The organism is Sporosarcina aquimarina (genome assembly GCF_019748715.1).
Taxonomy (GTDB): domain Bacteria; phylum Bacillota; class Bacilli; order Bacillales_A; family Planococcaceae; genus Sporosarcina; species Sporosarcina newyorkensis.
The window spans coordinates 39,390-51,290 of sequence record NZ_JACLBZ010000031.1; the positions used below are offsets into that span (position 1 = coordinate 39,390).

12 protein-coding genes are annotated in these 11,901 nt (G+C 41.1%); 6 read left to right on the forward strand and 6 right to left on the reverse strand.

Annotated features, from left to right (window positions below):
- The first annotated feature begins 84 nt into the window (after positions 1–84).
- The 4 genes from H7J92_RS14475 to H7J92_RS14490 all read left to right on the forward strand — a co-directional run bounded on the left by H7J92_RS14475 (position 85) and on the right by H7J92_RS14490 (position 3,854).
- The gene (locus tag H7J92_RS14475) at positions 85–660 is read left to right on the forward strand and encodes a LytTR family DNA-binding domain-containing protein (protein ID WP_221837607.1); all 576 of its coding nucleotides are present in this window, start codon (positions 85–87) and stop codon (positions 658–660) included.
- Positions 661–1,073: 413 nt separating this feature from the next.
- Positions 1,074–2,012, forward strand: coding sequence for an ABC transporter ATP-binding protein (locus H7J92_RS14480; RefSeq protein WP_009498714.1), 939 nt, complete (start codon positions 1,074–1,076; stop codon positions 2,010–2,012).
- A complete protein-coding gene (locus H7J92_RS14485; protein WP_221837609.1) occupies positions 1,996–2,850 on the forward strand; it encodes an ABC transporter permease in 855 nt (284 codons plus the stop codon). Before H7J92_RS14480 ends, H7J92_RS14485 begins: the two co-directional genes overlap by 17 nt.
- 119 nt (positions 2,851–2,969) lie before the next feature.
- On the forward strand, positions 2,970–3,854 hold the full coding sequence (locus tag H7J92_RS14490) for a D-alanyl-D-alanine carboxypeptidase family protein (protein WP_221837611.1): 885 nt from the start codon (positions 2,970–2,972) through the stop codon (positions 3,852–3,854).
- 47 nt (positions 3,855–3,901) lie between these two features.
- Here H7J92_RS14490 and H7J92_RS14495 read toward each other — a convergent pair whose 3' ends face one another.
- Positions 3,902–4,540: a pentapeptide repeat-containing protein gene (locus H7J92_RS14495; protein WP_246603014.1), complete on the reverse strand. Its 639-nt coding sequence runs from the start codon at positions 4,538–4,540 to the stop codon at positions 3,902–3,904.
- Between the two features lie 80 nt (positions 4,541–4,620).
- On the opposite strand from H7J92_RS14495, the gene H7J92_RS14500 reads away from it, so the two are divergent.
- The gene (locus H7J92_RS14500) at positions 4,621–5,109 is read left to right on the forward strand and encodes a DinB family protein (RefSeq protein WP_221837615.1); all 489 of its coding nucleotides are present in this window, start codon (positions 4,621–4,623) and stop codon (positions 5,107–5,109) included.
- A 301-nt stretch (positions 5,110–5,410) separates the two neighbouring features.
- Here H7J92_RS14500 and H7J92_RS14505 read toward each other — a convergent pair whose 3' ends face one another.
- The 5 genes from H7J92_RS14505 to H7J92_RS14525 all read right to left on the reverse strand — a co-directional run bounded on the left by H7J92_RS14505 (position 5,411) and on the right by H7J92_RS14525 (position 11,267).
- Positions 5,411–6,343 carry an ABC transporter ATP-binding protein gene (locus H7J92_RS14505; protein ID WP_009498719.1) on the reverse strand — a complete coding sequence of 311 codons (933 nt, stop codon included), beginning with the start codon at positions 6,341–6,343 and terminating at the stop codon, positions 5,411–5,413.
- Positions 6,343–7,407 carry an ABC transporter ATP-binding protein gene (locus H7J92_RS14510; protein ID WP_009498720.1) on the reverse strand — a complete coding sequence of 355 codons (1,065 nt, stop codon included), beginning with the start codon at positions 7,405–7,407 and terminating at the stop codon, positions 6,343–6,345. Before H7J92_RS14510 ends, H7J92_RS14505 begins: the two co-directional genes overlap by 1 nt.
- Positions 7,408–7,422: 15 nt before the next feature.
- On the reverse strand, positions 7,423–8,448 hold the full coding sequence (gene opp3C, locus H7J92_RS14515) for an oligopeptide ABC transporter permease (protein ID WP_009498721.1): 1,026 nt from the start codon (positions 8,446–8,448) through the stop codon (positions 7,423–7,425).
- Positions 8,448–9,380, reverse strand: coding sequence for an oligopeptide ABC transporter permease (gene opp3b / locus H7J92_RS14520; protein ID WP_009498722.1), 933 nt, complete (start codon positions 9,378–9,380; stop codon positions 8,448–8,450). Before opp3b ends, opp3C begins: the two co-directional genes overlap by 1 nt.
- A 165-nt stretch (positions 9,381–9,545) precedes the next feature.
- A complete protein-coding gene (locus H7J92_RS14525) occupies positions 9,546–11,267 on the reverse strand; it encodes a peptide ABC transporter substrate-binding protein (protein ID WP_078818587.1) in 1,722 nt (573 codons plus the stop codon).
- A 192-nt stretch (positions 11,268–11,459) separates the two neighbouring features.
- On the opposite strand from H7J92_RS14525, the gene H7J92_RS14530 reads away from it, so the two are divergent.
- Complete coding sequence (locus H7J92_RS14530; RefSeq protein ID WP_176132609.1) at positions 11,460–11,804, forward strand: DUF3899 domain-containing protein; 345 nt, start codon at positions 11,460–11,462, stop codon at positions 11,802–11,804.
- The last annotated feature ends 97 nt before the right edge of the window (positions 11,805–11,901 follow it).

Genomic DNA, 11,901 nt, shown 5'->3' on the forward strand with positions numbered 1-11,901 from the left:
GTATTGAACTCACGGCAGGATTGTGAAGGCTCCTATGTAACTTGTATGGTTCTAATGGTACGTTTGCATAAAAAGAAAGTCAATATGGATTTTTTTGAAGAGTCGGACACCAATCCAAAATGCAAGTCACCTGTCGTTTCATGCAAGACACCTATATTGCATTGTTCCGTCTCTAATGAAATGGTACGATTCATCCAAGATGATAACGATGAGGTGGTAACCATACGGCTAAAAATAAATGAATCACACGAATTTAGAGATGTTGAAATTATGATTAATTGCCCCGAAGTTGATGAGCGTCTTTCCCGCTTGATTCAACAGATTAATCAAATGATGTTCTCGATTCATGGCAAAAAGGATGGCAATACGTACCCAATAATTTCAGATGAACTGCTTTATATTGAGTCAGTAAATGATACGACTTTCCTATACACCGACCGTGAGGTCTTTGAAAGTGACAAAAAATTATATGAGTTCGAGGAACAGCTAGTAAATACCCGTTTCTTAAGAATCAGCAAAAACTTTATCGTGAATACTTCCAAGATTGAAAACGTGAAAGCTCTCATAAATGGACGGTTTGAGGCCTCCTTATCGAACGGTGAAAAAGTGATTGTCAATCGTCATTATGTAAAATCATTTCGAAAACATTTTCTAGGGTGAGGTGAATAACTTGAATCGTACAATTATCTATATTAGTGCTACCTGCTTTGCATTTACTTTTAGCTCTATATTTTATTACCTATTTCGGATGTTCAATATTTTCCCGCCATTAACTGAAAGGATGACCGCCTATCTATTTATAATCTCCACCATGATCACCTTGTTAATTTTCTTATCCCATCAATTACCGGTAGAGCAGCCCTGGCTTATTCATTTAATTGAACTAGGCTGTGTCATAGTCGTTCTACTTATAGCAGGAGCTGCATTTAAGGTGTACCCTTTTCACTCGTTCTATATTGTAACGGTTATCGTATGCGGTCTATTAGCATATGCCTTCGTCAACACCATGATTTATATGAATAATAAGGGAGCAGAGCGAGAGATCAATAAAGTGATTTCGAATACGAGGAGTGATGCAAATGCTTAAAATTATAGAAGTTAACGGGTTACAAAAATCTTATGGTTCTGTCCATGCTGTCCAAGATATTAGTTTCTATGTAGAGAAAGGAAGTCTCTTTTCATTTTTAGGAACAAACGGTGCAGGTAAATCCACTACCATTTCAATAATTTTAACACTCTTGCAACATGATACAGGAGATGTGAAAGTAAATGGCTTAACAGTTGGGAAAGATGATGAATCAATACGCAAAGAGATTGGTGTTGTTTTTCAAGACAGTTTATTGGATCCACTTCTGACAGTGCGAGAGAATTTAGACCTTCGAGCTCGATTTTACAGAATGTCAAAATACGAAAGAGGAGCAGCTATTGGGAGAGTAGCGGAGATTGTTGATATAACTGCTATTTTGGAACGCCGGTACGGTAAATTATCTGGCGGACAAAAAAGAAGAGTGGATATTGCCAGAGCCCTTCTCCATCAGCCAAAGATCTTATTGCTCGATGAACCTACTACCGGTCTGGACCCCCAGAATCGAAAACAGATTTGGAATACGATCTTACAACTGCAACGCGATACAGGAATGACAGTTTTTTTAACGACTCATTATATTGAAGAAGCCGCTAATTCTGATTTTGTTGTTGTAATGAAAGAAGGAAGGATTATCGCGAGAGGAACGCCAAATCAACTGAAAACTGACTATTCTGCTGATAGACTGGTTATCACAGCTGCAAACCATTCGCAGTTTCGCAATCAACTACAGGCAGATCAACTGGAATTTCGTGAAGAAAATGCCTCATACATTCTGAACTTGCAAAGAACGACCGATGCAATTCCACTTTTAGCAAAGTACCAAGATGACATTACTTCCTTTGAAGTAATGAAATCTAGTCTAGACGATGTATTCATCCAAATTCATAACGGAAAGGATGGGTCGTCTGATGCTGGCATTTGCTAGACGTAACTTACTAGTTTATTTCCGCGATAAGGCTGCATTGTTTTTTTCACTGCTTGCCGTTTTCATCCTGATTGCTCTGTATGTATTCTTTCTTGGCGATTTAATGGCAGAAGGTTTGCCCGATTTCCCGGCTAAAAGTTGGCTTCTCACATCATGGATTCTGGCCGGAATTTTAGCAGTAACTTCAGTGACCACGACGCTAGGCGCGTTTGGTGTTATGGTGGAGGATCGCTCGACACACACTTACTTAGACTTTTACGCTTCTCCGATCAAACGGTCCTCTCTATTTGCCGGCTATGTCATGAGTTCCATCTTCATTGGTTTCCTTATGTGTTTGGTCGTACTCTTTATAGCAAATGTTTTTCTATTTTTCTCAGGTGGAGAATTATTAGCTTTCACTCAGCTTCTAAAAATCATCGGGGTCAGCCTATTATCCGTATTGGCGAGCGGTTCTATGATTTTACTTCTAGTTTCTTTCTTTACAACATCCAATGCGTTTGCCGCTGCAAGTACGGTAATCGGGACATTACTTGGATTTCTGGCTGGAATTTATATACCTATTGGAAATTTGCCCGCTTACTTGCAAACCATCATAAAATTTTTTCCTACTTCCCATTCAGCGGCCTTATTTCGTCAATTGCTAATGGACCGGCCGCTTCAGGAAGCCTTCTCAAACGCACCGATCGCAGTCATAGAAGACTTTCAATTGAATATGGGCGTTTTTTTCGAAATAAATGGAAGTTCTAGTTCACTCTTATTCAGTGTACTTTATTTACTGGGAACGGCATTCGTATTCTCCTTTCTATTCCTGACCGTCATGAGGTGGAAAAGAACCTAGCCCTTTTACTATCGTTATAATCATCTTCATAAATTCTTCATAAAAACCTTTACCTTTTCTTCAGGTTGATCATGCATAATTGAAGTCAGTTACTTTACTGAATAGGACGGGGGGGCCATGTGAAAAAATTACTGTTGGTCTTCATTTTAATAGGTGGAATTTATTTCACCTTTTCGAAATGGGACGACCATCAACTAGTGCAGGAAAATTGGAGTGTGTCCGCTAAAGCAATGATTTTGCTGGACGCAGAGACAGATAAGGTCTTATATAAGAATAATAGTTCCGAACCTTTACCTATTGCCAGCATGACGAAGCTTATGACGCAATACATTGTCTTAAATTCAATAAAAAGTGGTGCACTGTCTTGGGATACTGTATATCAACCGAGCGCATCTGTACTGAATATGAATGCATTAACGAGTGCATCTAAAATCGGTATGACGGCTGATCAGACCTATACTGTCCGTGAGCTATTCACAGCGATGAGTGTCATTTCAGCGAACGATGCCGCCATCGCATTAGCCGAGCTGGTGGGCGGAACAGAAGATCAATTTGTATCTATTATGAATAAGCAAGCTAACGCCTTGAAACTAAAAAACACGTCTTTTTATAATTCATCTGGACTAGACGGCAGCTATTTAGGCCGCAGTGAAGACGAAACCAATTTAGCGTCTGCTTATGATGTGGCATTGCTAGCGCAAAAATTGATTAAGAAACATCCGGAAATATTAGAGTTTACCAAGATGCAAAGCTTTACCTCAAAACAAAATGTAAAAATGTGGAACACGAACTTACTGCTGTCTGGTATGCCACTTCAAATGGCAGGAATAGATGGTTTGAAGACGGGTTATACCGACGCTGCTGGTTCTTGTTTTGCAGGCACTGGTGTGTTTAATGGAAAGCGTGTCATTTCCGTAGTGATAGGTGTGGAGGATGTAGATGGTGACAGCTCAGAACCCCGGTTCACCTTGACTCGTGAGCTGATTGAACGTTTTACAAACTAACTAATTTAAAAATAAAGCAGACCTTTCAACTCAGGTCTGCTTTATCTTTATTCATCTCGAATATCCAACCCCATCATCGCTGCAAACTGTACGGCTTGCCGGACAGAAACGATGCATCCTTCCAAGTCTTTCATCGACACGGTCATACTTTCGAATTCTGAGCTTCTCAGTTCCACTCCTTTTAAAGAGGTTTCATCAAAACTTGCACTGTCAAGATTACACATTGAAAACTTCGTTTGCTTCAGTTTGCAGTCGAAAAAATCCGCATCTTTAAGCTGGCACTGTTCAAAAAGCACGCGTTCCCACTTCGCATGGACGAACGCCGAGAGATTGCCGATACATTGCTCGAATAAAACGTCAGTAAAGCGAGCATCCGCAAAGTTTACGCCAAGCATCTTGCAATTGTGGAAACTGGCACGGTGTATACTAACCCCTCTTAAATCCGCATTAGAAAAGTCACAGTTCTCAAATCGGACATCGGTAATGAATAAATCCGGTAGGGACGCATGTTGAAAACTTGAGTTTTTAACGAGCATATTTGTTAATTGAGCTCGTTCCACCATCTCTCCATCAAACCTCGAATCAAGTACGACGCAATTTTGAAGGTAAGGATCCTCTTCTAGCCATACATCTTGAAACGTTGCCGGAGTTAATTGTTCCGACACTTTCGGTTGGTTAAGTTTCATTTGAATTCCACCTCTCCTTGAGAGCCCTAAGAAGCATTGCCCTCTATGAAATGGTACCATAAAAAAAAGGAGTGAAGTATATGAAGATCAATGACCAAGCACGCGAGGAATTATGGACGCAAGTCGGCCATTTAACAGATGAAGACATTAATCGAAAACCTTCAGATAACGAGTGGTCCATAAAACAAGTGCTTGAACATCTTTATCTTATGGAAAGCGGCGTCATCAAAACTATACAAGCACAGCTTACCTCAGGCGAGCAAAAGGACGTAGCCGACAAACCGATTGAGCTGACAGTCAATCGATCGACGAAAGTACAAGCTCCAGAATTTGCAACTGCTACAGAAGAATCCGCAACACTGGAAGAATTAAAAGCCAAACTCAACGCAACTCACTCGACCTTACGGGAATTTGCTGAGAGTACATCTGATGCGCAATTAGAGGAAAAATCCTACCCTCACCCTGTATTCGGTGAGATGAATCTAAAACAATGGATTCCGTTCATCGGCTATCACGAATTGCGTCATATTGATCAAATTAAAGAAGTAAAACAAAAATTAGGTTTATAAATAAAATGGAGCGGCAGATCAAATACCATCTGCCGCTCCGTTTTTCATTGGAGGGGATTGGGATTGGGTTTCGTTCGGTCTAACGATGGTTTGGTGCGGGCCGACGCGGCTTTGGTTCGCTTCGACATGACTTTGGTGCGTTCAGACGCAGCTTTGGTTCGCTTTAACATGACTTTGGTGCGCTCAGACGCGGCTTTGGTTCGCTTCGACTTGACTTTGGTGCGCTCATGCGTATCCTACACCTCACTTAATAAAAAAAGTCCTCTAGCGATGTTTCGCTAGAGGACTTGCTAATCATTATTCACATTCGTGCAGCTTGCATTTCCTTAAATTCCTTCTCCGAACACAACACAAAATGTTCAGGAGCAATTTCGCGGAATTCTACCTTTTCATCCGGGCCATACTGATGATCTTTCGGATTATAAGGATGGCGTACACGAGAACGCTCATAGATTGGGTCAGGAAGAGGAATCGCAGACAGTAATGATTTCGTATAAGCGTGCATCGGATTGCGATACAATTCATCTGCTGGTGCCATTTCCACTAACTTACCGAAATACATGACGCCAATCCGATCTGAAATGTATTTAACCATCGACAAATCATGGGCAATAAACAAATACGTCAAGCCTTTTTCTTCCTGAAGTTCCTTCAGCAAGTTGACTACTTGCGCTTGAATGGACACATCTAGAGCAGAGATGGGCTCATCGGCAATGATGAATTCCGGATCCACTGCCAGTGCACGTGCAATCCCGATCCGTTGCCGTTGCCCCCCCGAGAATTCATGGGGATAGCGTTCGGCGTGTTCCCTATTCAATCCGACCGTTTCCAGAAGTTCGATAACTCGTTCTTTACGTTCTTTTTTTGTTTTCACTAAACCGTGTATATCCAAACCTTCTGCAATGATATCCAATACTTTCATCCGTGGATTCAATGATGCGTACGGATCTTGGAAAATCATCTGCATTTTTCGGTTTAATGTTTGGTTTTCAGACTGACTTTTTGGCGCATGAACATCCAGGCCATCATAAAGCACTTGACCTGCAGTTGCATCGTACAACCGTATCATCGTACGGCCTGTTGTCGATTTACCACAGCCTGACTCTCCTACCAGCCCGAAAGTTTCCCCGCGTTTGATAGAGAAACTAATATCATCGATCGCCCGGACTTCGGATGACTTGCCCACATTGAAATATTGCTTTAAATTTTTCACTTCAATTAAATGCTCCGCCATTATGCGTTCCCCCCTGTCTGTTCGACATAGTATCGGCTACCCGGGAAAGTTTTCATCCGCTCGATAATGACAGCTGGCGGTTCCACTTCAGGTGCTTGCGGATGTAAAAGCCATGTTGCCGCGTAATGCGTGTCACTCACTTTAAAAAATGGCGGCTGGCGTTCCATGTCAATCTTCATTGCATACTCGCTACGCAACGCGAAAGCATCCCCTTTTGGAGGATTTAATAAATCTGGAGGGGTACCTGGAATGGCATAAAGCTTTTGATCCGCCAAATCCATGGATGGCATTGAACTGAGCAATCCCCATGTGTATGGATGCTGTGGATTATAGAATATTTCATCTACGGTTCCGATCTCCACAATCTTTCCTCCGTACATGACTGCCACCCGATCTGCCACGTTCGCCACAACACCTAAATCATGGGTAATGAAAATGATGGATGTATCGATTTTCTTCTGGATTTCTTTCATCAGTTCTAGAATTTGCGCTTGAATCGTAACATCCAGAGCTGTCGTTGGTTCATCGGCAATTAATATCTTCGGGTTACAGGCGAGCGCAATCGCAATGACGATACGCTGACGCTGCCCTCCTGAAAATTGGTGTGGATACATTTTATAGCGACTTTCAGCATTCGGAATCCCAACAAGGTTCAATAAATTAATGGTTTGCTCCAATGCTTTAGATTTACTCAATTTCTGGTGCTTCAATATAGGCTCCATGATTTGCTTTCCGATCGTCATCGTTGGATTCAACGATGTCATCGGGTCTTGGAAAATCATCGAGATATCTTTCCCGCGAATCTTTTGCATCGTTTTTTCTGAAACCTTGGTCAAATCTTTTCCTTCAAACAAGATTTCCCCATTTTTATATTCAGCACTCGACTGAGGTAGCAAACGCATAATAGACTTTGTCGTGACAGATTTTCCCGATCCCGACTCGCCCACTATCGCAAGCGTCTCCCCTTTAATCAAATCAAAATTCACGCCCCGGATTGCTTTCACTTCACCTGCAAATGTATGGAAGGAAAGCTCGAGGTCTTTCACTTGTAGAATCTTAGTCAACTTGCTCTCCTCCTCTTAATCTTTCATCTTCGGATCTAGTGCATCACGCAATCCGTCACCAATCAAGTTAAAGGCAATCATTAAAATACTGATGACAAGTGCTGGGAATAATAACATATACGGTTGGTGTTCCATCACTTTATAGCCATCATTGATCAACGTACCTAATGAAGCATCTGGCGCCTGAAGACCGATCCCAATGAAACTTAGGAAAGCTTCAAAGAAAATTGCATTCGGAATCGTGAACATTGTATTGATGATGATGATCCCTAGCATATTCGGTAACAGGTGCTTCGTAATAATCTTACCGTCTTTTGAACCTAGTGTTCGTGATGCGAGTACGAATTCCTGTGATTTATATTTCAAGGTTTGAGCTCGTACAATACGTGACATCCCAATCCATCCGGTTATGGAAATCGCGATAATAATCGCCATAATCCCCGGATCCATAATCATAATCATTAAAATGACAACGACTAGAGTAGGTATACCAATCAATATCTCGACAATCCGCTGCATAATATCATCCGTCCGACCGCCGTAGTATCCGGAGATCCCACCATATGCTACACCAATCACCATATCAATGGCTGCTGCAACAAATGCGATGAACAAGGATACTTGAGTACCTAACCAGAGACGTGTAAACAAATCACGGCCAAGTCCATCGGTGCCAAACCAATAATATTCATCGACTTTCTTCATCTCATACAAATCAACCTTTTTTCCAGCTAAATTCCCGACGCCATCGAAAATACCCATTTTTTCAATACCAGGAATCTTAGGAGGTAAATTGGCGTGCCGCAAGTTTTGCGCATCCCCGGCATGTCCATTCAAATGCGGGCCAATCAGCGCCAAAATGAGGAACAGTAAAAGCACTACTACACTGACGACCGCCGCTTTATTTTTCCGAAGACGTAGCCAGGCATCTTGCCAAAAGCTTAAACTCGGTTTTTCTATACGTTCTGCTTGATCACTATCGATTGTAATCCGTTCAAATTCTTCTTGAGGCAGTTGTTCGTGTTCGAATTCATTGCGCATTATCCCTTACCTCCAGACAAGCGGATACGAGGGTCAATGACACCATATAAAATATCCACGATAAAAATGATAAAGATGAGGAATGCTGAGAATAGCAAAGTCGTACCCATGATTGTGGCATGGTCATTTACCATGATGGAGGATACAAATTGTTCTCCGATTCCCGGAATTGCAAAAATTTGTTCTACGACAAGCGAACCGGTAACCAATCCTGCAGCCAATGGTCCAAGAACCGTAATCAAAGGGATCAGCGCATTACGGAATGCATGCTTAAATGCAATCTCGAAACCATTTGCTCCTTTTGCTTTGGCCAATGTAATATAGTCCGAACTTAACACTTCAATCATCTCAGTCCGAATGAAACGCGCGGATAGGGCAAGAGGCCCCATAGCGAGTGCAAGCGATGGCAGGACACTTGATTTCCAACCGTCATTCCACAGACCGACCGGTAATAGATGCCATTGAGAAGCAATCCAATACTGCAACAAAGACGCGAAAACAAATGATGGAATGGAGATACCGAGTATCGCAAAAAAGGTGCTTCCGTAATCCCAAAATGTATTTTGCTTCAATGCAGCAAGCATACCTAACAGGATTCCGACGAGAGTCCCAAAGACCATCGCTTGCGCTCCCAAGATTAATGAAGGTTTGATTCGTGATGCCAATAAATCATTGACACTTTTTCCTTTAAACGCAAAAGAAGTTCCCAAATCACCTTTCGCTAGATTTTTCATATAAATTGCGTATTGTACAGGCTTCGGCTTATCGATCCCATATTTTTTTTCAACTATTGCTCTTTGTGTTTCGTTCAACTTACTATACGAAGCAATCGGGGAACCTGGTAATGATTGCATCAGGAAAAAAGAGACTGTCGCAATCAAAAACAGGGTAATGAACATATATACAATGCGCTTTCCAATATATTTAACCACTTTACGTTACACCTCCAGGGTTTGATACAATATAGGCAACAAAATATTCGGTGTATTCGCAATAAAAAGTGCCTTAGAAATTTTGAAATTATTTGACCTTACTAAAAAGAGAGTATATGGTATAAAAATTCTCCCATATACTCTCCCCTATGAAATTAACACAGCTTATTTCTTGCCTGAAACATAAGCCCATTTATAGCTATAATCCGCTCCAAATGGATGTCTTACTAAACCTTTATAGTATGGCTTTTGTAAAATAACCAAACTCCGTTGGTAAATTGGAGCAATGGCTGCGTCATCTTCAAGTAAGATTTTCTCAGCTTTTGCGAACGCTTCATAACGTTCAGCCGGCTTCACTGCCAATTCGCCTTTTGTATCCTCAATCAACTTATCGTATTCAGAGTTCGAATAAGACATTAAGTTGTTTGGTCCGTCAGTTACAAAAAGATCTAGGAACGAAATCGGGTCTTGGAAATCAGGGCCCCATCCAGATACTTGGATGTCGTAATCTTGGTTCGTATCCAAATCTAGACGTACAGAGAAAGGAACTTCTTTCAATGAAATCGAAAGACCTTCTAGGTTACCTTCCAATTGAGACTTGAAGTACTCATCCATTTTCTTAGAAAGCTCAGTGTCTCCACCTAGGATTTCTAATTTAAGAGAATCCACGCCTAGCTCTTCCAATCCTTTTTTCCAGTGTTCTTGTGCTTCTTCCACATTATATACCAAGTGGTCTCCGCTCAAATCACGGAAATCTTTCTCATTTTCATCAAATGCAAAATCAGTAGGTACTAAGAAGTTTGCAGGTGTTGAACCATCAGCTATAACTATATCCGCCATGTCATTTTTTTCAAAAGCTTTCGCAATGGCTTTACGGATATTTTCGTTCGCAAGTGGCGTTTTTTCTCCACCACGTTCTTGGTTAAACTTGAAGTAGAAAACAGAAGTTTCAGGTTCGATTACCGCTTCTTTATCATCACGGTATTGCATAGCCAAATCACCGGTAACTCTAGCCCAATCCAACTTGTTATCTTGATAAAGCTTAACTGCAGTAGCAGAATCTTTTACAACGTTTACATGAATTTCATCAAGCTTTACGTTTTCTGCATCCCAATAGTGTTCGTTTTTCTTGTACGTCCAGCTATCGCCCGTTCCATCCCAATCAGTTAAAATGAATGGACCGTTATATAGGAGACCGTCTGAATTTGTTGCATAAGCATCGCCTTTAGACGTTACGAATTCTTCTTTTTGTGGATAAAAAGTTCCAAAAGACATAAGGGATAAGAAATAAGGTACCGGACGTTCAAGTGTTACTTCAAACGTCTTTTCGTCTATAGCTTTTACCCCCAGCTCAGACACTTCCATCTTTTCTTCAGAGATTTCTGTCGCATTTTTGATTACGCCAGACATCATGAATGGTCCGTAAGGTGAACCAGTCGCAGGATCGATCGCACGCTGCCATGCAAATACGAAGTCTTCTGCTGTAACAGGAGTGTCATCTGACCATTTCGCATCGCGAAGCTTGAATGTGTAAGTTAATCCATCTTCACTTACCTCCGCCTCTTCAGCAGCCATTGCCGGTTCCGCAATGTTTTCTTGGTTCAAACGGTATAGACCTTCATTGACGTTGTTCAACACATTGAAGCCTACTTGGTCTTCAACGATCGCAGAATCAACAGAAGGAATCGCATTTCGTTCCTCCAAGTATAATACTTGTTCAGCATCCGGCTCTCCGTCTTCTTCTGCTGGATTTTCAGTTGCCTGATCATCCTCCTTGTCCTTATCTGCCGCAGGCTTGTCTTCTTCTTTCGAACCGCCGCATGCAGCTAGGAACATACTGAGCACTAACGTCAGCGCCATAAGTAAAAGCCACTTTTTACTCTTCAAATCATTGACCTCCCCTTTGAAATAGTTTGAAGAACTAGCTTATTCATTATACAAGAAAAATTTATAGATGTAAACGCTATCAACTAAATTTTCTTAATTTTAATAGTACTGCATGTTGTCTGTACACTTCCAGTCCTGCTTCTAGTATGATAGATGGTAGTCATTAATTCTATTATGAAAAGAAGGATTTATATGAAATCAAATATTATTATTTTTTCTATTTCTCAAGTTGTAATACTCATTTTTATATGGCTCATTTATGGTCAGTGGTCTTTACTAGGCTATATTAATGTTTCATTTTTTGTAAGTGGATTATTGTTGTTAATAGGTGGGATAGTTTTTATTATCCGTACAGGATCCTTTGACTTTTTCATGAAAAGCATGCAGAAGGTTCTAGCACGAAAAGGACAGCGAGAGGCGCTTGAATCGATGCGTGTTCCATCCGAAGCCATGTCAGTTCGTTCTGCTTGGTTTTTCATGGCAGGACTTCCCTCTTTTGTATTAATGCTTCTAGCCTTGGTACTTTACTATTTATAAACCGACAAAAAAGCGTCTCCATGACGTGCACCCCAAAAGTTAGAGTTCAAAATCTAACTTTTGGGGTGTTTTATTATGGCTAAGTATAGTAATGAAT

What these genes read in the sequence shown, in the direction of transcription:
- H7J92_RS14475 (WP_221837607.1), top strand. Translation starts at nt 85, where the DNA reads ATGGATTTTTTTGAAGAGTCGGACACCAATCCAAAATGCAAGTCACCT.
- H7J92_RS14480 (WP_009498714.1), top strand. Translation starts at nt 1,074, where the DNA reads ATGCAAATGCTTAAAATTATAGAAGTTAACGGGTTACAAAAATCTTAT.
- H7J92_RS14485 (WP_221837609.1), top strand. Translation starts at nt 1,996, where the DNA reads ATGCTGGCATTTGCTAGACGTAACTTACTAGTTTATTTCCGCGATAAG.
- H7J92_RS14495 (WP_246603014.1), bottom strand. Translation starts at nt 4,540, where the DNA reads ATGAAACTTAACCAACCGAAAGTGTCGGAACAATTAACTCCGGCAACG.
- H7J92_RS14500 (WP_221837615.1), top strand. Translation starts at nt 4,621, where the DNA reads ATGAAGATCAATGACCAAGCACGCGAGGAATTATGGACGCAAGTCGGC.
- H7J92_RS14505 (WP_009498719.1), bottom strand. Translation starts at nt 6,343, where the DNA reads ATGGCGGAGCATTTAATTGAAGTGAAAAATTTAAAGCAATATTTCAAT.
- opp3C (WP_009498721.1), bottom strand. Translation starts at nt 8,448, where the DNA reads ATGCGCAATGAATTCGAACACGAACAACTGCCTCAAGAAGAATTTGAA.
- H7J92_RS14530 (WP_176132609.1), top strand. Translation starts at nt 11,460, where the DNA reads ATGAAATCAAATATTATTATTTTTTCTATTTCTCAAGTTGTAATACTC.